Origin of the sequence: Entomomonas asaccharolytica (assembly GCF_016653615.1) — a bacterium.
GTDB classification, from domain to species: domain Bacteria; phylum Pseudomonadota; class Gammaproteobacteria; order Pseudomonadales; family Pseudomonadaceae; genus Entomomonas; species Entomomonas asaccharolytica.
Genome location: NZ_CP067393.1, coordinates 2,384,592 through 2,405,864 on the forward strand (window position 1 = coordinate 2,384,592; position 21,273 = coordinate 2,405,864).

18 protein-coding genes are annotated in these 21,273 nt (G+C 38.1%); 6 read left to right on the forward strand and 12 right to left on the reverse strand.

Annotated features, from left to right (window positions below; translation table 11 throughout):
- Nucleotides 1-65: 65 nt before the first annotated feature.
- The 6 genes from JHT90_RS11060 to dksA all read right to left on the reverse strand — a co-directional run bounded on the left by JHT90_RS11060 (nucleotide 66) and on the right by dksA (nucleotide 5,797).
- Nucleotides 66-617, reverse strand: coding sequence for an NADPH-dependent FMN reductase (locus JHT90_RS11060; protein WP_201090929.1), 552 nt, complete (start codon nucleotides 615-617; stop codon nucleotides 66-68).
- 80 nt (nucleotides 618-697) lie between these two features.
- Nucleotides 698-2,107, reverse strand: a complete 1,410-nt coding sequence (gene thrC, locus JHT90_RS11065) for a threonine synthase (protein ID WP_201090930.1) — start codon at nucleotides 2,105-2,107, stop codon at nucleotides 698-700.
- A gap of 15 nt (nucleotides 2,108-2,122) precedes the next feature.
- Nucleotides 2,123-3,427 (reverse strand): homoserine dehydrogenase, encoded by a 1,305-nt coding sequence (locus tag JHT90_RS11070; RefSeq protein ID WP_201090931.1) that lies wholly within the window; start codon nucleotides 3,425-3,427, stop codon nucleotides 2,123-2,125.
- A gap of 81 nt (nucleotides 3,428-3,508) precedes the next feature.
- The gene (locus tag JHT90_RS11075; protein ID WP_236253928.1) at nucleotides 3,509-4,045 is read right to left on the reverse strand and encodes a hypothetical protein; all 537 of its coding nucleotides are present in this window, start codon (nucleotides 4,043-4,045) and stop codon (nucleotides 3,509-3,511) included.
- 441 nt (nucleotides 4,046-4,486) lie between these two features.
- The gene (gluQRS, locus tag JHT90_RS11080; protein ID WP_201090932.1) at nucleotides 4,487-5,362 is read right to left on the reverse strand and encodes a tRNA glutamyl-Q(34) synthetase GluQRS; all 876 of its coding nucleotides are present in this window, start codon (nucleotides 5,360-5,362) and stop codon (nucleotides 4,487-4,489) included.
- A gap of 24 nt (nucleotides 5,363-5,386) precedes the next feature.
- Entirely contained in the window at nucleotides 5,387-5,797 is a 411-nt protein-coding gene (dksA, locus tag JHT90_RS11085) for an RNA polymerase-binding protein DksA (RefSeq protein ID WP_236254119.1), read from the reverse strand.
- A gap of 443 nt (nucleotides 5,798-6,240) precedes the next feature.
- On the opposite strand from dksA, the gene JHT90_RS11090 reads away from it, so the two are divergent.
- The 4 genes from JHT90_RS11090 (at nucleotide 6,241) to JHT90_RS11105 (ending at nucleotide 9,860) form a co-directional block, all read left to right on the forward strand.
- Nucleotides 6,241-7,413, forward strand: coding sequence for a pyridoxal phosphate-dependent aminotransferase (locus tag JHT90_RS11090; protein ID WP_201090933.1), 1,173 nt, complete (start codon nucleotides 6,241-6,243; stop codon nucleotides 7,411-7,413).
- A gap of 2 nt (nucleotides 7,414-7,415) precedes the next feature.
- Entirely contained in the window at nucleotides 7,416-8,132 is a 717-nt protein-coding gene (gene sfsA / locus JHT90_RS11095; RefSeq protein ID WP_201090935.1) for a DNA/RNA nuclease SfsA, read from the forward strand.
- Between the two features lie 114 nt (nucleotides 8,133-8,246).
- Nucleotides 8,247-8,912, forward strand: a complete 666-nt coding sequence (locus JHT90_RS11100) for a fumarylacetoacetate hydrolase family protein (RefSeq protein ID WP_201090937.1) — start codon at nucleotides 8,247-8,249, stop codon at nucleotides 8,910-8,912.
- A 27-nt stretch (nucleotides 8,913-8,939) separates the two neighbouring features.
- Nucleotides 8,940-9,860: an SdiA-regulated domain-containing protein gene (locus JHT90_RS11105; protein ID WP_236253930.1), complete on the forward strand. Its 921-nt coding sequence runs from the start codon at nucleotides 8,940-8,942 to the stop codon at nucleotides 9,858-9,860.
- Here JHT90_RS11105 and yccS read toward each other — a convergent pair.
- Nucleotides 9,857-12,052: a YccS family putative transporter gene (yccS, locus tag JHT90_RS11110; protein WP_201090939.1), complete on the reverse strand. Its 2,196-nt coding sequence runs from the start codon at nucleotides 12,050-12,052 to the stop codon at nucleotides 9,857-9,859. The two genes, JHT90_RS11105 and yccS, sit on opposite strands and share 4 nt — an antisense overlap.
- A gap of 171 nt (nucleotides 12,053-12,223) precedes the next feature.
- Between yccS and JHT90_RS11115 the strand changes: the two genes are divergently transcribed.
- Nucleotides 12,224-13,462: a TIGR03862 family flavoprotein gene (locus JHT90_RS11115; RefSeq protein WP_201090946.1), complete on the forward strand. Its 1,239-nt coding sequence runs from the start codon at nucleotides 12,224-12,226 to the stop codon at nucleotides 13,460-13,462.
- On the opposite strand, the gene JHT90_RS11120 is transcribed toward JHT90_RS11115, so the two are convergent.
- The 4 genes from JHT90_RS11120 to JHT90_RS11130 form a co-directional block, all read right to left on the reverse strand.
- Nucleotides 13,449-14,060, reverse strand: a complete 612-nt coding sequence (locus JHT90_RS11120) for an rRNA large subunit pseudouridine synthase E (RefSeq protein ID WP_201090948.1) — start codon at nucleotides 14,058-14,060, stop codon at nucleotides 13,449-13,451. The genes JHT90_RS11115 and JHT90_RS11120 overlap by 14 nt on opposite strands.
- A gap of 210 nt (nucleotides 14,061-14,270) precedes the next feature.
- Nucleotides 14,271-16,982 (reverse strand): magnesium-translocating P-type ATPase, encoded by a 2,712-nt coding sequence (gene mgtA / locus JHT90_RS11125; protein WP_201090952.1) that lies wholly within the window; start codon nucleotides 16,980-16,982, stop codon nucleotides 14,271-14,273.
- 43 nt (nucleotides 16,983-17,025) lie between these two features.
- Nucleotides 17,026-17,154: a hypothetical protein gene (locus JHT90_RS15340; protein ID WP_269090263.1), complete on the reverse strand. Its 129-nt coding sequence runs from the start codon at nucleotides 17,152-17,154 to the stop codon at nucleotides 17,026-17,028.
- A 94-nt stretch (nucleotides 17,155-17,248) separates the two neighbouring features.
- Nucleotides 17,249-17,467, reverse strand: coding sequence for a hypothetical protein (locus tag JHT90_RS11130; RefSeq protein WP_201090954.1), 219 nt, complete (start codon nucleotides 17,465-17,467; stop codon nucleotides 17,249-17,251).
- A 394-nt stretch (nucleotides 17,468-17,861) separates the two neighbouring features.
- On the opposite strand from JHT90_RS11130, the gene JHT90_RS11135 reads away from it, so the two are divergent.
- Nucleotides 17,862-18,953, forward strand: a complete 1,092-nt coding sequence (locus JHT90_RS11135) for an NADH:flavin oxidoreductase/NADH oxidase (RefSeq protein ID WP_201090956.1) — start codon at nucleotides 17,862-17,864, stop codon at nucleotides 18,951-18,953.
- 46 nt (nucleotides 18,954-18,999) lie between these two features.
- Here the strand turns inward: JHT90_RS11135 and ptsP are convergent, their stop codons facing one another.
- Nucleotides 19,000-21,267 (reverse strand): phosphoenolpyruvate--protein phosphotransferase, encoded by a 2,268-nt coding sequence (gene ptsP, locus JHT90_RS11140; RefSeq protein ID WP_201090958.1) that lies wholly within the window; start codon nucleotides 21,265-21,267, stop codon nucleotides 19,000-19,002.
- Between the last annotated feature and the right edge of the window lie 6 nt (nucleotides 21,268-21,273).

Genomic DNA, 21,273 nt, shown 5'->3' on the forward strand with positions numbered 1-21,273 from the left:
AAAAGTCTTTTGAGAACACTTTCCCTTAATACTCAGTAGCTATTTACTGTGTTTACAACATCAATTTACTGCTGTTGCTTTAACTTATTTATTTCACTTAAAACTCTGTCAGCCGTACGTTTTAGGAAAGCCAGTGTATCTGGATCAGTAATCACGCCATCCGTTACTTTTTCACCAATATGCGCCAATGCTGCCTCCCTTAAAGGAATAATATGACACAACATAGAGGCGAAGGTTTCGCGTAATTGATACTGAGCGCGCACACCTCCTAAATCACCTGTTGATTGTGTAATAAAATAAACGGGCTTATGTAAAAAGCAACTATTAAAAGCAGGACGAGATAGCCAATCCAAAGTATTTTTTAAAACCCCCGGAATGCCATGATTAAACTCTGGGCATACCACTAGTACTCCATCAGATAGCTGTACCAAAGCTCTAGCATCAGTTACGGCTGTAGGCAATACTTCTTTTTCTAAATCACCGTTGTAATGGGGTAAAGCACCGATATCTAATAACTCAAAAACAGCTTGCGGTTTAACCATTTCAACCATTGTTTTTAAAATAATCGTTGAATACGAATTTTGTCGTAAACTACCTGAAATACCTACTAAGCGCATGCTAACCTCACTAAAAACTTACGTTTATAAAACACAGAAATAAATAAGGGAGCTATTTGCTCCCTTATCCATCATAAAGATTACAGTGGTTTGCCTCTATTACCATGTTGGCTAACAAAAGCTTGTATTTTCGCCAAATCATTAGCAAGCACTGTACAACGTTCTTCACGTTTAAACAGATCAGTTAAATGAGCAGGTAGCTCAATAGCTTTAGCCACGCCTGCTTTTTCCACTGCTTCTGGGAACTTCACAGGATGAGCAGTACCCAAAGTAACCATAGGTAAAGCTAAACTACGACGACATAAACGTGCCGCCCTTACCCCAATAGCAGTATGAGGATCTAATACTTCACCTGTTTGTTTAAATACTTCTGCGATAGTTGCACAGGTTTCTTCATCAGATACCGCTAATGAATCAAATAATTTACGAGCTTCAGTCCAACGCTCTTGTTCTACGGAGAGCTTACCAGTTTGTTTAAAGTTAGCTAATAAGTCAGCCACGGCTTTACCATTTCTACCATGTAGATCAAACAATAAACGCTCAAAGTTAGAAGACACCATAATATCCATAGAAGGTGATAAAGAGGGGTGCAACTGATCTTTATCATAATGGTTGCCAGACATAAAGCGATGCAGAATATCATTACGATTAGTGGCTACAATCAATTGATTAATAGGTAGCCCCATATTACGCGCTAAGTAACCTGCAAAAATATCACCAAAGTTACCTGTAGGCACAGAGAATGCCACAGAACGTAATGGCCCACCTAACTGTAAAGCAGCATAGAAGTAGTAAACAATCTGCGCCATAATACGCGCCCAGTTAATGGAGTTTACCGCGACTAAACGAGTACCTTTTAAGAAGCCTTGATCTGCAAAGCTGGCTTTAACCATTTCTTGGCAATCATCAAAATTACCCTCGATGGCAATATTGTGAATATTCTCGCCAAGGATAGTAGTCATTTGGCGGCGCTGTACTTCTGATACGCGATTGTGAGGATGCAGAATAAAAATATCCACATTTTCACAGCGACGACAACCTTCAATAGCTGCAGAACCTGTATCACCAGAGGTTGCCCCCATAATAACGACACGTTCATTACGCTTTGCTAATACATAATCTAATAAACGACCTAATAACTGTAAGGCAAAATCTTTAAATGCTAACGTTGGGCCATGAAATAACTCTAACACCCACTCATTACCAGCCAAAGGACGTAATGGCGCTACTGCCTGATGAGCGAACACACCATAAGTTTCGGCTAGAATCTGTTTAAAGTCAGCGTCAGGAATACAACCTTCAACAAAAGGACGCATCACTTTAAAAGCTAACTCATGATAAGGTAAGCCAGCCCAGCTACTGATTTCTTCTACTGTAAAATGTGGTAAATTCTCAGGTACATATAAGCCACCATCAGTGGCTAAACCTGCTAATAAAACATCTTCAAAGTTAAGTGCAGGCGCTTGCCCACGGGTGCTTATATAACGCATAGTTAATACACTTTATTAGTTCAATTGTTCAACACGAATACGCACTACTTGTCCTTCAACACCTTCTAATGCTTCCAGTGCAGTAATCGCATCATTCATTTTTGCTTCAGTTACTTTATGAGTTAGTAAAATCATTGGCACTTTACCATCCATTTCTTCTAACTCTTTTTGCATAATAGATTCAATATTAATTCCACGCTCAGAAAGTATAGTCGCCACTTGAGCTAATACACCTGGCGAATCTTTTGCTTGAATACGTAAATAATAAGCTGTTTCACAATCAGCAATAGCTAACACAGGCATATTAGATAATGCTGATGGTTGAAATGCCAAATGAGGCACACGGTTTTCAGGGTCAGAAGTCATTACCCGTACTACATCAACCAAATCCGCTACAACTGCTGATGCTGTTGCGTCCATACCAGCACCTGCACCATAGTATAAGGTTGAGCCTACCGCATCACCATTTACCATAACTGCATTCATTACCCCATTAACATTAGCCAGTAATTCCTCAGCTGGAATTAATGTTGGATGTACACGTAACTCAATACCTTGTTCTGTACGTTTGGCAACACCTAAGTGTTTAATTCGATAGCCTAACGCATCAGCGTACAATACATCTTCTGAGGTTAATTTAGTAATACCTTCGGTATAAGCTTTATCAAACTGTAAAGGGATACCAAAGGCAATAGACGCTAAAATAGTTAACTTATGCGCGGCATCAATGCCTTCCACATCAAAGGTAGGATCAGCTTCGGCATAGCCTAACTCTTGTGCTTCTTTTAATACATCAGCAAATGCACGGCCTTTTTCACGCATTTCAGTTAGGATAAAATTGCCTGTACCATTGATGATACCAGCCACCCAATTAATTTGATTACCTGCTAACCCTTCACGAATCGCTTTAATAATTGGGATACCACCAGCAACAGAAGCCTCAAAAGCAACAATAACGCCTTTTTCTTCTGCCTTCGTAAAAATCTCATTACCATGTACAGCAATTAATGCTTTATTGGCAGTCACTACATGCTTACCATTTTCAATGGCTTTTAGCACTAATTCACGGGCTAACGTATAACCACCAATTAACTCAACAATAATATCAATTTCAGGGTTATTAACTACCTCAAACACATCTTCCGTAATTGGGGTGTTCCCTGTTTGGCATTGTGGGTTAATCGCGCGTGCAGCAATTTGTGCCACTTCAATAGCCCTACCTGCTCGACGAGCGATCTCTTGTGCATTACGCATTAGTACATTAAAAGTACCGCCACCCACAGTACCCAATCCACATAAGCCAACTTTTACTGGTTTCAAGCTAATACTCCCACCCATTAACAAAATTAATGCGCAACATTACGAGGCTACGCGCTATTAGTCAATAATTCTTTTACAAAATTACGGATTATTTTTTGGCTGTTGTTGATCCGCTATATTCTGCCCTGTCTGTGCTATACGTACTTTGTTATAACTATTAACAATAATATAAACGCGATCACCGACACGAATAATTTGGTTAGGATCTACCTCTTGTACAATAGAAATTAAACGACCATCTTCCCCATCTTGTTTAATGATCATTTCTACCCCATCGGTACGGGTAAGACCTTCTTCAGTTACCGTACCAATTAAACCAACAGCTACTGCACCAATTACAGCACCTACCACAACCCCTGCTGCATCACCAAATGAGTTAGCACCGCCAGAAGCACCTGCTGCACCGCCAGCAATAGCGCCAGCACCAGCGCCTACGCCGCTTCTTGAACCATCTATTCTAACAGGTCTTAAATTAAGGATTGTACCTAACGTAACGTTTTGTATATTACGTACTTCTTCTCTACCATAGGTTTTACTGTCTAGTTTAGGCATACAGCCTGCAATACCTAACAACATTAAAAGTACTGTTAAAACTGTTATATTTTGCTTAATTTTCATCGTTTTTCCTAAATATGAAGAACATCCTAATACTGTCTATACTACCTATTATGCCATAGATAATTGGATACTGAAAAACTAATAGAAACTTGTAACTGCAAATAAGTAAGACAGTTATAAGCTATGTAAGCTTATAACAAAAAAGACACATTATAAAATGTAAGTGAGCAAAGGTTTTTATTCGTTCTGTATAAAGATCAAAGATGATATTAGAAGTAACACTAACCCCTTAATTACTCTACTATTAGTGTTACCTCTAACAAATCAAAAAACAATGATAGTTATAAATTATTTTTAATAGTTGCCATACTTAGTAGCTAATGTGAAAGCAGCTGCTTTGCAATGGTTATTTAAGGCTAAGCACAGTGTAAAAGTGATTAACTAAAACCTACTTAGTAGTATAATTAGCTAATATTAATTGAGGCTTAAAATGCTGAAATTTTATACAGACACTGTTATTTTTTGTTGTTTAGGTATGAAATCAACACACCAATTACTTACCGCATAATTTAAAATATTTTTCGGTGTTTCTTGATAGAAGTTTGTTTCTATAGGTTGACCTAAAATCTCTAGTGCTGTTATTAACAATTGACTGGCTTGTTTTATGGGTAAAATAGGTGAACACTGTGTTTTACTTAGCTTATGCCCATTTTCATCTAACAAAATGGGAACGTGCAAATAGTTTGGCTTAGAAAACCCTAGTAACTCTTGCAAGTAAAGCTGCCTAGGTGTTGAGTCTAATAGGTCTGCACCCCTTACAATATCAGTAATTCCTTGCTCAGCATCATCCAACACCACAGCTAACTGATAAGCAAAAAAACCATCTCGACGCTTAACAATAAAATCCCCTACTTCTCGCCCTAAATGCTGCGAGAACTTACCCTGCACTCGATCATTAAATTGATAAATTAATTCTGGCACACGAATTCTAATAGCAGCATCAATACAAGGCTTTAAGGCATCACGACAAAAATTTGGATAAATTGAATAATCTTCTAGTTGTTTTCTTGAGCAAGTACAAGCATAGGCTAATCCATTACTCAGTAGCCTATCAATTACCGATTGATAAGTGGCCAAACGATTACTTTGATAAAGAATTTCACCATCCCACTCAAAACCGTAGGCTTCTAAAGTACGCAAAATATTATCGGTAGCGCCAGCCACTTCTCTTGGAGGATCAATATCTTCAATACGAATAAGCCATTGACCATTGGCTGCTTTAGCATCTAAATAAGAAGCCAGTGCAGCTACTAATGACCCTAAATGCAAACCCCCACTAGGAGTGGGGGCAAAGCGACCAATGTAAGGCTTAGGCATAGCTAACAAAGGATAACAAAAAGATTAGAGACCTGTTTGTTTCTCTTTTATTTCTGCTAATGTTTTGCAATCAATGCAAAGTGTGGCGGTAGGACGTGCCTCTAAACGGCGAATACCAATTTCAACGCCACAAGAATCACACCAGCCATAATTATTCTCAGCAATCAATTGTAACGTATCATCAATTTTTTTGATGAGTTTACGTTCTCTATCACGCGTACGTAGTTCTAAACTAAACTCTTCTTCTTGCGTTGCTCTATCTGCAGGGTCTGGAAAATTAGCAGCATCATCTTGCATATGTTCAACTGTACGAGTCATATCTTCTACAAGCTCTACGCGCCATTTCTTAAGGATTTCAGCAAAATGTCCACGCATTGCTTCGCTCATGTATTCTTCACCTTTCTTTTCTTTATAAGGTGTGAATCCTTGACCTATAGTATCTTCAGAACTTTTTTTCTCTGGAGTTTTTTTAGCCTTAGCCACTACTTTTCCCTCTTTTTAAAACAAACAACCTTAAGGATATTAAACCTTTGTTAATAAGCTTTAATAAAAATTATGACGGCGCAAATTATCAGATAGCGAGAAACTAATCTAGTGCTACTTTAGTCTTTCTATCACTTAATTCATTAAATTAAACACCTGTACAGTAATGCAAAGTATTTAACTCAATATCCTTAATGCTTAGTATTAATCATTAATTGAAATAACTTCTACAATATAATATTTCCCCAAATACTACAAGGTAAAATGTACAAAGTTGACTGAATTGCCACTTACAAAAAACAATAAGTGATATAACAATTACTTCTGACTTAATTATTTATTAATTTTGTTATCATATACTATTCGATCAAGGATATAACAAGGCATTTACTCTTATGAATAAGACTTTCACTAAACGTAGTGAATCTATTGAGCCCTTTCAAGTGATGGCTTTATTAGCTAGGGCAAATGAATTACAAGCTGAAGGTAAGCAAGTTATACATTTAGAAATTGGTGAGCCAGATTTCACTACAGCAGAGCCTATTTTGCAAGCAGCTAAAGCGGCTATTGATGCAGGCTACACACAGTATACCCCTGCACTTGGTTTACCTGAATTACGTAAAGAAATAGCAAATCTGTATAAAACACGCTATAACCTTGATATAGACTACAAACGTATTTTAATCACTCCTGGTGGCTCTGGTGCGTTGTTATTGGTTAGTGGTTTATTAGTGGAGGCAGGTCAACACTTACTTATGGCTGATCCTGGTTATCCTTGTAACCGAAATTTTTTAAGGTTGGTAGAAGCCGATGCAAAAATGATCCCTACTGATCACAGCAGTAATTACCAACTAACCCCTGAACTACTAGACCAATATTGGGACAGTAATACAGCAGGCATTCTAGTGGCCTCCCCTGCTAATCCCACAGGTACTATTTTAAATAAAGAGCAATTAGCTGCGTTGGCTAACAGTTGCCAACAGCACCAAGGTTATTTTATTTCAGATGAAATTTACCATGGTTTAACCTACGATGTAGAGGCACCAAGTGCTTTACAAGTAGATGATAATGCTTACATTCTTAATAGCTTCTCTAAATATTATGGCATGACTGGCTGGCGATTAGGTTGGTTAGTGGCACCACTAGAAGCAGTAGATAGCTTAGAGAAATTTGCACAAAATGTTTATATCAGTGCTACCAGTGTCTCTCAATATGCAGCACTCGCTTGTTTCAATCCAGAAACACAAGCTATTTTAGAAGCACGTCGCGCTGAATTTGCTAAACGTCGTGATTATTTATTACCCGCTCTTACAGAACTAGGTTTTAAAATTAACACTAAACCTGACGGTGCTTTTTATCTTTATGCAGATGTTTCAAACTTTACTGATGATGCCTATAAATTCTGCTACTACTTTTTAGAAAATCAACACGTGGCTTTTACACCAGGATTAGATTTCGGCAACCATCGCTCTAATCAACATGTACGCTTTGCTTACACCCAAAGTTTAGCGGTATTAGAAGAAGCTGTGAACCGCATTGCGCGTGGCTTACAAAATTGGCAAGGGTAAAAATGCTATTCGATCCTCCTTTAGAAGAAGCAATACTGATTAAACGTTACAAACGTTTTTTAGCTGATATTAAAACCTCAACAGGTGAAATATTAACCATTCATTGTTCTAATACTGGCTCAATGCTTAACTGCATGAGTGAAGGCGGCCGTATTTGGTTTAGTCGTTCCACCGATCCTAAACGCAAATCCGCAGGATCATGGATACTGGCTGAAACGCCACAAGGTAGATTAGCCTGTGTGAATACACATTTAGCCAATAAGTTAGTAGAAGAAGCTCTACAGCAAGGCGTAATTAAAGAGTTAGCAGGTTTTAACCAATTACGCCGTGAAGTTAAATACGGTCAAGAAAACTCTCGTATAGATTTTTGCCTAACTTATCCCGATCAAACGACCACCTATTTGGAAGTTAAGAGTGTCACACTAGGCTATGATAACACTGATATAGCAGCCTTTCCCGATGCAGTAACCAGTCGTGGCAGTAAACACTTAAGGGAGCTAGCAGAATTAGCCAAACAAGGAACTAATACTGTTTTGCTGTACTGTGTAAATTTAACCAATATTGCTGCGGTAAGGGTGTGTAAAGAAATTGATGGAGACTATGCCAATGCACTACAATTAGCTCACCAAGCAGGCGTAAAAATTTTAGCTTACCATTGTCATATTACGCCACAAGAAATTGCCGTCACAAAACCGATAAAGGTTATTTTAGAGAGTTAATAGCAAACATTTTCGTAATTAAAAACAGTGCTTTTCTATTATGGAACTAATTGACTTATTAAAATCTAATAAGTTGCTAACAACAATAAATTATTTCTGGTTTGAGTATTTACTATGAGTTATCAACACCAATATATTGATGGAACAACTATTCATTTTGCGGTAGGCAAAGTAGTATGTGTCGGACGCAATTACGCTGAACATGCAAAAGAACTAAACAACCCCATCCCCACTGAACCTATTTTATTTATTAAACCAGCTACATCTGTTGTCAGCAGTAATGGCGGCTTTAGCATTCCACACCATCGTGGTGCTGTTCATTATGAAGCAGAAATTGCGGTACTGATTGGTAAGCAACTATCTGGCTCTGTTACTAAAACAGAAGTGGTTGAAGCGATTACTGGTTTTGCTCCTGCTTTAGATCTAACCTTAAGAGATGTACAAGCAAAACTTAAAGAAAAAGGTTTACCGTGGGAAATCTCTAAATGTTTCGATGGTGCTTGTGTATTGACACCCTTTGTTCCTGCCAGTAATTACCCCAACCTAACCGATATAGATATTCGTTTAACCATTAATGGCGAGATACGTCAACAGGGTAACAGTAGCGAAATGCTTACCCCTATTGTGGAACTTATTCAATATATTGCTAACAACTTTACCTTATTACCAGGGGATGTTGTATTAACAGGTACACCAAAAGGTGTGGGTCCATTAAATACAGGTGATAGATTAGTAATGGAACTACCTGAGCACTGTCATTTTGTGTCTGAGGTTCTATAACGTCTCATTGATGAGAAGGTATTTACATTGACTAAAATTTTTACTAAAAAAATAACTATTGTAATAGTTATACTGTTGTTATTGATGGTTGCACTCTATTTTGCTAACCAAAGACTGCGTGTCTATGATCGGGTTGCTTACAATATCAAAGAATGGCGTCATGCGAATGAATGGAAAAACAAGTCACTGTGGCTGCCTGATTACAAAGTTGTGATAGAAGCAAAACCTATCGAAACCATTGATAACAATCTATCAGGCCTCACTTGGAATCATGATACAAACACCCTATTTGCGGTGGTTAACAATCCACAACAAATAATCGAACTATCCACCACAGGTGAATTATTGCGTAGTATCAAACTAATTGGCTTTGGTGACCCTGAAGCCGTTGAATATATTGGTGATCAACGTTTTATTGTGGCTGACGAAAGAAGACAAAAGCTTATTAAAGTGATTATTACACCCACTACCACAGAAATTGACAAAATAGGTCTACAACAACTAACCCTTGGTATGGGCTTAACCAATAATAAGGGTATTGAAGGCTTAGCATGGGATTCATTAAATAAAAAGCTTTATGCAGCTAAAGAACGTGACCCTGTGCATATCTATGAAGTAACAGGTTTTCCACAAAAACCTAATACTACTATGGATATAGAAATCGGTACTAATCCTAATCGTAATCAACGCTTGTTTGTACGGGATGTATCCAGTCTCGATTTTAATCAGCAATATCAACATTTATTAGTGCTGTCTGATGAATCTAAATTAATTGTTGAAATTGATAAGAAAGGACGCCCAATTAGTAGTCTATCGTTAAGATTTGCAGAAGGACTTACTAAATCAGTACCCCAAGCAGAAGGTATAGCGATGGATGGAGACAATAATCTTTATCTCGTCAGTGAGCCTAATCTATTTTATGTTTTTAAGAAAAAGACCAGTGACTAATTAGCCACTGGCTGTTCTATCGCCTGATGCTGTAACTGTGCCGCTAATGTTCTGATACGGATTAGTTGCCTACAAATTAAGGCTAACTCGGTTAGCACTAATTTTAAATTATCATCCATTTCATCAGGCAATTGTTCTAATTCTTTAGCTAATGATTCCTCTGTTTCCGTTTTTAGTTTTACAGGCTTTTTCAATAAAAGATCATTGGCTATTTCATCTAAGTCATCTGCAATGGTGGTAGTTACACGATCAAGCAAGGTATCTATTTCAGAGTCGTCCTGCAAAGTTTCGCGGTGAGCCCCTAAGGCTGATAAATAACTAAGCAGGGTATGAGATACCACTAAAAAGCGAAAACCTGCATCGGCATCTTTTCTGAAATAACCTGGCTCTAATAACATACTGGCCAATGCACTGGATAAAGCAGCATCTGCATTATGAGCATTACGACGGGCAACACGATAATCTAAATCATCTTCTTTACCTGTCTCATACTGGCGCATAATTTCTCGCAGATAACGACTACTGGTACTTAAGGTATTAGCCAACACTCTATTTAACTGTCTACCCTGCCAATCTGGTAAAATTAAAAATACTGCTAAACCTGCAATGGTACAGCCAATAAAGGTATCCAATAAGCGCGGCATAATCATGGTAAAGGCTGAGCTACCCATTTGATTAAAACAGCATAAAATCATCAAAGTAATAAAGGCTGTTGATAAGGTATAGCGACTGACTCGATAAGCAAAGAATAAAACCCCTGCAATAATAGTAATAATCGACTCCACAATTAAACTAGGGAATAACGTAATCAAAGCCCAACCGCTTACTACCCCAATAACAGTACCTATCATCCGTTGTACTAAACGCACGCGGGTAGCGCCATAACTGGGTCTACAAACAAATAAGGTGGTTAGTAAAATCCAAAAGCCATATTCAGCATTTAATAAATGCATTAATCCATAACCAACCGAAAGCGCAATGGCGATACGCACCGCATGACGAAATGTTAATGATGTGAACGAAAAATTTTGTTTTAAACGAATAAAGGCTTCTTTAACAGTATGTACTTCGCGATCAAATAAACTAATATCTTGGTGGGTTAATGCATCAGGGTTTTTTGCATCCACTAATTTTTGCTCTAATACAGTCAAATTCTGGGCTAAAGCGCGTACTGAACGCAATAATCTTCTATTGGTTTCTGGCTGCTGTTTTACATAATCAATAGATTTTTTTAGGTCTTCCAAAGCCTCTGTACTTTCACTATAAACAAAGGGCTCTTTCAAACGAATAGCTTTTGCTAATAACTGACAAGCTCGCCCTTGATGGTGCAACAGTAACTGACAACGAAATAATACATCACTATGGAAAAAGGCTTCACTTAACGCATCATAGGGATAATGTGAAGAACTAGCACGCTCATGAATATCCTGCGCAATAAAATACAGTTTTAAATAACGGCTAACCTGAGGATTATGGCGGCTACCTTTCATTCTATTTAATATGGTTTCTTTTGCTGAATTGAGGGCAGCTACCACCTTACCATTTTGTTTAGCTAAAGCTAATCTTCTTTCCTCAAGATCTAAACGTCTAACAGGTTCGATCAAGGTAGTTTTAATTTTTAGATACTCACCCAGTTCATAAAATAAACTGGCTAAGGCATATAACACTGGCTGATGAGCAAATAGAAAACTCCAAACCACCGATAGCAAACCATACCATGCTGCACCAACGATTAATGCAATACTATCACGCCAAATATGTGGGTTATTCATTTCAATATGTTGGCTAACACTAATCATGGTATAAATTGAAAGAATTAATGTCGCCATACCAATGGTACTGTAACGACTACCAATAGCACCTAATAAAGTGAGAAAAAAAGCAGAAGCAGCCAGACCTACAGCAAATAACCAAGGATAGGGAAATAACACGGTAACAGAAGCAGAGGTAATACTAAAACAAACTAAGGTCACAACAACAGCCTTTAACCTTCCCTGCCAATTATCATCTGTTTCTGCTAAAGCACTGGCAATAATACCTAAAAATAGAGGGACTAATAATGACAACTCATCTCGCCACCAACATACTGCCATCACCCCTGTTAAGGCAATAAATACCCTTATGCTATAAGCAACTCGCTCTAGCGACCATAAATGATAAAGTGTATTTGTTAACGAACGACTTGCCGCCATTATTAGGTAAATCCTCAAGCTATTTTTGCTGATGTTATAGCGCTATATAATAAACTAAATCCATGCAGACATTCTAAGAATGTTATAGCATACAGCCTTTATTCAGCTTCACCTATTAGCTATTCTATTGATAGTAAGTGATTTATAATAATCTCTATTTATGGCTAAGTTATGACAACCGCTACCCATCAACCCACTATTGCTATTATTGGCGCAGGCCCTGCTGGTTTAATTGCAGCAGAAATAATTAGCCAACGGGGCTTTACTGTGCAAGTATTTGATCGTATGCCATCGGTGGGGAGAAAGTTTTTATTAGCAGGTATTGGTGGTCTAAATATCACTCACTCAGAACCTTTTAACCAATTTAAACAACGTTATATCCCTAGCGATAATTTAACCCCTTATCTACAACAATTTGGGGCAGAGCAATTACGCGCTTGGTGTCATGGTTTAGGTATTGAAACCTTTGTTGGTAGTTCAGGTCGTATTTTTCCCAAAGAAATGAAAGCAGCTCCTTTATTACGAGCATGGCTAAAACGTTTACGGGAACAAGGCGTACAATTTTATACACGGCATACATGGCAAGGTTGGAATAACCAAAATAATCTCATTTTCTCTAGCCCAGAAGGTGACAAACAGCTAACTGCTCAAGCTACTTTATTAGCCTTAGGTGGTGCTAGTTATCCTAGACTTGGAACAGACGGCCAATGGATACGCTATTTACAAGACAAACAGATTAACTGTGCGTCTTGGCAAGCGTCAAATTGTGGTTTTGAAGTAAAGCCTTGGTCAACTTTTTTTAAAGAAAAATATGCAGGTTCACCTGTTAAGCAAGTAGCCTACTCTTTTACAGATACACAAGGAAAACAACAGCAACAACTTGGCGAATTATTAATAAGTAAATATGGTGTAGAAGGCAGCGCTATTTATGCTTTATCTGCACCACTGCGAGAAACCATTACTACACAAGGTAGTGTCACCCTTTACCTTGATTTATTTCCTCAAACTAGCTTAGCAAAACTAGAGCAACAACTAAGTAAACCGCAAGGCAGTCAATCTATTAGTAACTATCTGCGTAAGCAAATTAACCTAAAAGATATTAAAATGGGCTTAGTTAGAGAATTAGCGCCACAAGCTTTACAAGACTTAGTACAACTACCCTACCTATTAAAAGCATTACCCATTAGCTTAATAAAACCTAGACCTATAGCAGAAGCCATTAGCTCAGCAGGTGGTATTTGTTTTAATGAAGTTAATCAATCTTTAATGCTAAAAAAACTACCCAGTGTATTTTGTGCAGGAGAAATGCTTGATTGGGAAGCACCCACAGGGGGTTATCTGCTCACAGGCTGTTTTGCTACTGGCTATGCCGCTGGCCTTGGCATTATTGATTACCTTACGGCAATCTAGCAGGCACTTCGCGCCATTCACCCTGAGCTAGCCCTTCTAACGTCCAATCACCTATTTTTACTCGTACTAAACGTAACGTAGGTAATCCTACCGCAGCTGTCATACGTCGCACCTGTCGATTTCGCCCCTCACTGATGGTTAATGCTAACCAATGGGTAGGTATAGTTTTACGGAATCTAACTGGGGGATCACGCTGCCACAAATCAGGCTCATCAATCAACTCTACCTGTGCAGGCAATGTTAGGCCATCTTTCAACTGTACACCCTTACGCAACTGTTCGAGTTGTTGTTCAGTAGGAGTGCCTTCTACTTGTACCCAATAGGTTTTAGCTAGTTTAAATTTAGGATCAGCAATTTTAGCCTGTAATTTTCCATCATTGGTTAACAGTAATAACCCTTCACTGTCTCGATCTAATCGACCTGCAGGATAAACACCTTTAACTGCAATAAAATCCTTTAAGGTTTTTCTACCCTGCTCATCAGTAAACTGAGTAAGCACATCATAAGGTTTATTAAACAGCAACAATTTACTAGGCTCTGCTGCAACCTGCTTTTTTTGAACGTGGTTTTTATAACGAGAATGACGAAATACGGCCATAGCAGAACTTATTTAAGTAATTAATTTGTTATCAATAATACCATACTAAACTAAATTTATTGGTTAACAACCAGCAAACTTTGTCTATTCTTGCAGAATTTATAATGAACTCCATATTGGATTGGGCAGAAATCTATATACTTCCATTACTGCTTCTTTGTAATGATTATCTGCTATAAAAAAGGCACCTACTGGTGCCTTTTTTTATATTTAGAACCATTGTCCAAAACGACGGATATAAATAGTCTTCATAGTTTGTGCCACTACACAGTAGCAAACTAAAGTACCTACTAACCAAGGGAAGTATTCCCATGGTAATGGTTGTAATCCAACCATCGCACCTAGTGGTGAGAATGGAATATAAATACCTATCGCCATTACCAAACCCGTCATTAATAACACGGGTAACGCCGCTGTACTTTGCACAAAAGGAATCTTTTGCGTACGCAACATATGTACCACTAATGTTTGTGATAATAAGCCCTCAATAAACCAACCTGATTGGAATAAACCTTGTAGCTCTGGCGTATTTGCTGCAAATACATACCACATTAAAGCAAAGGTAGTAATATCAAAAATAGAGGAAGTTGGGCCGATCCATAGCATAAAACGACCAATATTTTTCGCATCCCATTTTCTAGGTTTACGTAAAAACTCCTTATCCATTTTATCCCAAGGTAAGGATAATTGAGAAATATCATACATTAAGTTTTGAATTAATAAGTGAATAGCTAACATAGGTAAGAAAGGTAAAAAAGCACTGGCTACCAACACCGAAAAAACATTACCAAAATTAGAGCTAGCGGTCATATTGAGGTACTTCATGATATTACCAAAGGTTTCTCTGCCTTTAATAACACCTTCTTCTAACACCATTAAACTCTTTTCTAATAAAATAATATCCGCTGATTCTTTAGCAATATCAGTACCTGTATCCACTGAAATACCCACATCTGCATCCCGTAATGCAGGCGCATCATTAATCCCATCACCTAAAAAACCTACCGTATGGCCATTGGCCTGCATGGCTTTTAACACACGTGATTTTTGCATAGGGGTTAATTTAGCAAAAACGGTATGTTCTTCTACTTTACGCAGTAATGTTTCATCGTCTAATAGATCTATTTCTTTACCGATTAATGGCTTACCTGCCTCCAAACCTACTTCACGGCAAATTTTTAATGTTATCACAGGGTTATCACCTGTTAACACTTTAACGCCTACACCATTATCACGTAATGCAGTTAATGCAGCTTCGGCAGTATCCTTTGGTGGATCAAGAAAAGTTAAAAAACCTTCAATAACTAAATCTAACTCATCAGCTATACTGTACTGAGTACGGTTATCATCAGTTAATAACCGAGTACCCAATATTAAGACACGGAAACCATCATTATTATAGTCATCTGCTATTTTTAATAATTGTTGGCGACGCTCTTCATTGATAGGTAAAAGTTGCCCATTTTCCCGTATTCTAGTAGCTACAGAGAGCATTTCTTCTACTGCGCCCTTACAGACTAATAAACGCTCGCCTTGTTTTTCCACAATAACCGATAAACGACGACGCACAAAATCGAAAGGTAATTCATCAACTTTTTTCCACTCTTTTGGTTTTTTAAACTCTGGATGTTTTTTTGCAAAGCGCACAATCGCTTTATCCATTAAGTTTTTAACACCACTTTGATGATGACTATTTAACCAAGCCAATTGCAAAATCTCATCGCGATTAGCTCCATTAATATCCACATGACGTTCTAAAATAATTTTATCTTGGGTTAACGTCCCTGTTTTATCAGTACACAGAATATCCATTGCGCCAAAGTTTTGAATAGCATTTAAGCGTTTTACCACCACTTTCTTGCGCGCCATGGCTACTGCGCCTTTCGCAAGATTGGCACTGACGATCATTGGCAACATTTCAGGGGTTAAACCTACTGCTACAGCTAAAGCAAACATAAAAGCTTCTGTCCAATCGCCTTTAGTAAAACCGTTAATTAATAGCACAATAGGCACCATCACTAACATAAAGCGAATTAATAACCAACTAACGCTATTAACCCCTCTATCGAAAGCTGTTTGCGCTCTTGAGCCTACGATTGACTTAGCTAAAGAACCAAAATAAGTATTTGCACCTGTGGCTACTACAACTGCTGTGGCTGTACCACTCACTACATTGGTTCCCATAAAACAAATATTAGGCAGTTCTAATGTGTCATATTCGCCCAATGCAACGGCATCTGCTGTTTTCTCTTTGACATTCCCTAGGGTATCGTATTTTTCAACAGGAATAGACTCACCTGTTAGCACTGCTTGGCTAATAAATAGATCACGTGACTCTATTAATCGCACATCCGCAGGAATCATATCCCCTGCTGATAGGTGAACAATATCACCCACCACAATATCACGCATGGCTATTTCTTTTATTTTAGGGTTATTGCCTTCTTTATTACGACGTAACACCGTGGCAGTGGTTTTAACCATTGCCTTTAAAGCTTCTGCTGCTTTGTTTGAGCGATACTCTTGCCAAAAACGCATAAAGCCACTGATAGCAACCATCGTAACAACAATAATAACCCCTGTTAAATCAGTGTCTTCCCCTGCTTTTAAAGGCAGCCAAAAGTCAGTATAAAAACTAACAGCACTTAATGCCATTAATACGTAAATAAAGGGATTATTAAAAGCGGATAATAGTTGAATAAGTGCATGCGGTGCCTTATCGTGAGCAACCGTATTAGCACCGTCTCTTGCTAAACGTGCTTCTACCTCTAACTCATTTAGCCCATCACGACTGGTGGCTAAGTTATATAAAGTTTTTTCTAATGAGTTTTGTGCTTCATGGGCAGCAACTATTTTTGGCTGGCTTGTGGTACGATTTTCTTGAGCTTGACTGGGATAAGCTTTGTTGGTAATAACAGTCATTGGTTCTTCTCCTGTGCACTATGGTGACAAGAGAAATGACTGCCTACCTAAAATTTAGACACGACAATACCCCTTCACCATAATGGTAAATAAAACTATTTGCTATTAAATTAATTAGCTTTTTCTGAATAGGTTCTGGTTCAGATAAATCGCTACTGGGGGGTTCTTCCATTTTCGGCTCCTATTAATTATCTTTAATTAAATAGCATTATTTATAACGATATTTAATGGTTTATAAATTAGCTCAATTAATCAACGCAAAGAATTTAGCACGCCAGTAAATAGCTATACGGCGCTGGTTCTTCTTCTGCTTGATTAGTAGATACATAACCACATTCTAAAGATTGCGTTTGAGTATTTTTTTTCCAAACCAATACTTGGCGGGAAAGAAATAATTCAGTATTAACTGATTGTTTAACAGCAATGTCTTTGTGGTTAAAGAAATAAACAAAAATGTTTACTGGGAAGATAGTTCTGAAGTTCATACTATTCACCTATAGCCCAACTCAGTGGCCATAAGTGAAACTGGCAACCTATTGAGCAGTTAAATTGTGATTTAGGCCAGTTAATACTGGCAACCGTCTCTGTTCGTTGTCCATAGTTTTTAAGTTAATCACTCTCACATATTGATTAAAATTGATAGCCCTTTAAATAGGCGTGGCGATTTTATTCCTTTCAATTTCTAAACGTCAAGTTATTTATTAATTTTTTGTAAAAAAATTACCAACTCTTATTTATTAGTCTCTATAAATAAAAAGATCAAACATCTTGTTACTCCATGGTTAGCATTAGTAGTATGGATTTTTTATATTAATAGGCATAGCATAAGGTTATTTATCTACAAAATAATTACTTATTGCTACAAGATTGGAGAGAAGAATGACTAAACTGTTTAGCCCCATAACCATTGATCAACAAACCTTAGAAAACCGCATAATTATTCCTCCTATGTGCCAATACTCTGCCATTGATGGTAAACCCACAGATTGGCATAAAATGCATTATGGCTCACTTTCTCACTCAGGTGCAGGCTTGCTTATTTTTGAAGCCACTTCAATTTGCCCTGATGGCCGTCTTTCTCCTTATGATCTTGGATTATGGGATGATGAAACAGAAGCAGCACTGGCTAAACTAATTAAATCCATTAGAAAATACTCTGCTATACCGCTTGGTATTCAACTGGTTCATGCTGGTCGCAAAGCTTCTATGCCAGAACCTTGGAAAGAAAATAAATATATAACACCACAACAAGGTGGCTGGAAAACTGTTGCGCCCTCTGCCATTGCCTATGATGAAAATCATGATACACCTAAAGAGCTAACGATTGACGAAATCCAAACGTTAATCAAGCAATTTGCAGAATCAGCTAAACGCGCTGATGATGCTGGCTTTGATATGATTGAAATTCACGGTGCGCATGGTTATCTAATTCATCAATTCCTTTCACCACTTAGTAATAAACGAACCGATGAATACGGTGGCTCATTAGAAAATAGATTACGCTTTGCTATTGAAATATTTAAAGCTATTCGTAAAGTCGTTTCTGTGGAAAAAGCGGTAGGCATCCGTATCTCTGCTACCGATTGGGTAGAAGGTGGCTGGGATTTAGAGCAATCTATTGTGCTCGCTAAAAAATTAAAAGAATTAGGTTGTAGTTTTATTGATGTTTCTACAGGCGCTTTGCATAAAGACCAAAAAATCCCAGTAGGACCTAATTACCAAGTTCCTTTTGCCCAAGCGATTAAAGAACAAGTAGCTATGCCAACCATAACGGTGGGCTTAATTACTGATGCCACACAAGCACAGGCTATTATTGGAACTGATCAAGCGGACATGGTGGCGATTGGTCGTGGTATGTTATATAACCCTCGTTGGCCTTGGCAGGCTGCTGCTGAATTAGGCGCACAAGTGACAGCACCACCACAATATTTACGTTGCCAACCCCATCAATATAAAAATCTTTTTAAATAGCTCAATAAAAAAGGCGGGAAAACCCGCCTTTTTTAATTAAAACTATTCAATTTAGCTTTTTACTTGGTGCAACAATACGTTTTAATCCTAAACGAGATAACTCAAGATTTATAATACTTTTAACCACTAGCGGATCATCTTGTTTTAACACATCGTCTAAAATTTCTTTGGCTTTTACCATGGTTAACTGCCGCAATACCCATTTAACTTTAGGCAAGTTAGTCGCATTCATTGATAGTGAGTCAAAACCCATCGCTAACAACAATACAGCAGCCGCGGGATCACCTGCCATCTCACCACAGATACTGGCAGTTTTACCTTCCGCATGGCAATCTTTAACTGTTTTATATAAGCTATGTAACACAGCAGGATGATAATAATTATAAAGATCAGCCACACGTGCATTATTGCGGTCAACCGCTAATAAATATTGGGTTAAATCGTTAGAACCAACAGATACAAAATCTACTTCTTTCGCCAGCATTCTCGTTAAAAATACCGCGCTAGGTACTTCTATCATCACCCCAATAGGCGGCATATCTACTTCTATACCCTCCTCTCTTACTTCAAACCATGCCCTATTAATCATTCGTAAAGCATGTTCAACTTCATGCATAGAGGAAATCATAGGTAATAAGATTTTAAGATTACCCAGTCCTTCACTAGCCTTAAGCATGGCACGAATTTGCAGGATAAAAATTTCTGGATGATCGAGGGTAATACGAATACCACGCCAACCTAAGAATGGATTTTCTTCTTCAATAGGGAAATAAGGTAATGACTTATCCCCACCAATATCTAAGGTACGCATGGTAACAGGTAATGGATGAAAAGCTTCTAACTGTTGCCGATAAATAGCCATTTGTTCTTTTTCACTGGGGAAAGAACTACTTATCATAAAAGGTACTTCGGTACGGTATAAACCTACTCCTTCTGCACCTCGTTGCTGTGCCTTATCTACATCCGCTTGTAAACCCGTATTAACCCATAATGAAATTCGATGCCCATCTAAAGTGACACAGGGTAAATCACGCAATATATTAAGACTAGCTAATAACTGCTTCTCTTCCTCTGCCATTGATAAATAATACTGGCACAACTCTTCACTGGGGTTAGTAATGACTTCACCAAAGAAGCCATTTACAATAATCTTTAAGCCATCCATCTTACGGTAAGGTAGCTCTGCAACCCCCATTACCGCGGGTATTCCCATTGCTCTTGCTAAAATAGCTACATGGGAGTTACTTGAACCTAATACAGAAACAATACCTATTAACTTGCCTTCAGGTACTTCACTCAGCATGGATGGGCTAATTTCCTCACTCACTAAAATCGTGTTATCAGGAAACTCCATATTGGCTTGGTCACGTTTTTGTAATTGCTCTAATAATCGTTGACCTAAATCTTTAATATCTACTGCACGTTCTTTTAAATAAGGATCATTTAATGCCTCAAAACGCTGTACATATTTCAGTATTACATCCCTTATAGCGCCCTGAGCCCATTGACCTTCCCTAATTGTTTTCTCAATATCACCTAGCAACACTTCATCTTCTAACATTAAAAGATAAGCATCAAATAAAGCTAATTCATCGGGGCGTAATTGCTTCGCAAGTTTAGCTGAGGTTTTCTGTATATTTTTACGTACCGCTTCAATAGCACTTGCAAATAAATCTAATTCAACTTGTATTTCTTTGGTTTTACGATCAGGTACTGCCTCTAAATCAGCAGGTGGCAAAACCACCATGGCTTGCCCAACCACTGCCCCTGATGCACCAACAACCCCTACAAAACGTGCTTCTTGTGGAGATCTTTTCGAAGGTGAAACACTGCCTGAAGCCTCTGCATGGGCGATTACACCTGCTAACTGCGTACCCATAGTAACAATAAAGGATACTTCTTCTTCACTGAACTCACGACGCTCTTTTTGCTGTACGACAAGCACACCTAACACTTGGCCATTATGAATAATAGGCGTACCTAAAAATGATGAATAACGTTCTTCACCTGTTTCAGCAAAATAACGATATTGTGGGTGATCAGAAGCATTCGGTAAATTTAATGGTTCTTGGCGTGTTGCTACTAATCCCACTAGACCTTCATCACTCTCTAAATGAACCTTGCCAATAGCACGTTTATTTAGACCCTCAGTAGCCATTAATACATATTGTTCTGTTTCATCATCCCATAAATAAACCGAGCACACTTGTACCAACATCATTTCTTTTACGCGCAACACAATAATGCCAAGCGCTGTTTTCAGATCTTTGGCAGCATTGACTTCCTGAACAATTTTGCGCAGTGCATCAAGCATAATAAG

Coding starts and splice junctions, on each gene's coding strand:
- JHT90_RS11060 (WP_201090929.1), bottom strand. CDS start 617: ATGCGCTTAGTAGGTATTTCAGGTAGTTTACGACAAAATTCGTATTCA.
- thrC (WP_201090930.1), bottom strand. CDS start 2,107: ATGCGTTATATAAGCACCCGTGGGCAAGCGCCTGCACTTAACTTTGAA.
- JHT90_RS11075 (WP_236253928.1), bottom strand. CDS start 4,045: ATGAAAATTAAGCAAAATATAACAGTTTTAACAGTACTTTTAATGTTG.
- gluQRS (WP_201090932.1), bottom strand. CDS start 5,362: ATGCCTAAGCCTTACATTGGTCGCTTTGCCCCCACTCCTAGTGGGGGT.
- JHT90_RS11090 (WP_201090933.1), top strand. CDS start 6,241: ATGAATAAGACTTTCACTAAACGTAGTGAATCTATTGAGCCCTTTCAA.
- sfsA (WP_201090935.1), top strand. CDS start 7,416: ATGCTATTCGATCCTCCTTTAGAAGAAGCAATACTGATTAAACGTTAC.
- JHT90_RS11100 (WP_201090937.1), top strand. CDS start 8,247: ATGAGTTATCAACACCAATATATTGATGGAACAACTATTCATTTTGCG.
- yccS (WP_201090939.1), bottom strand. CDS start 12,052: ATGGCGGCAAGTCGTTCGTTAACAAATACACTTTATCATTTATGGTCG.
- JHT90_RS11115 (WP_201090946.1), top strand. CDS start 12,224: ATGACAACCGCTACCCATCAACCCACTATTGCTATTATTGGCGCAGGC.
- JHT90_RS11120 (WP_201090948.1), bottom strand. CDS start 14,060: ATGGCCGTATTTCGTCATTCTCGTTATAAAAACCACGTTCAAAAAAAG.
- mgtA (WP_201090952.1), bottom strand. CDS start 16,982: ATGACTGTTATTACCAACAAAGCTTATCCCAGTCAAGCTCAAGAAAAT.
- JHT90_RS15340 (WP_269090263.1), bottom strand. CDS start 17,154: ATGGAAGAACCCCCCAGTAGCGATTTATCTGAACCAGAACCTATTCAG.
- JHT90_RS11130 (WP_201090954.1), bottom strand. CDS start 17,467: ATGAACTTCAGAACTATCTTCCCAGTAAACATTTTTGTTTATTTCTTT.
- JHT90_RS11135 (WP_201090956.1), top strand. CDS start 17,862: ATGACTAAACTGTTTAGCCCCATAACCATTGATCAACAAACCTTAGAA.
- ptsP (WP_201090958.1), bottom strand. CDS start 21,267: ATGCTTGATGCACTGCGCAAAATTGTTCAGGAAGTCAATGCTGCCAAA.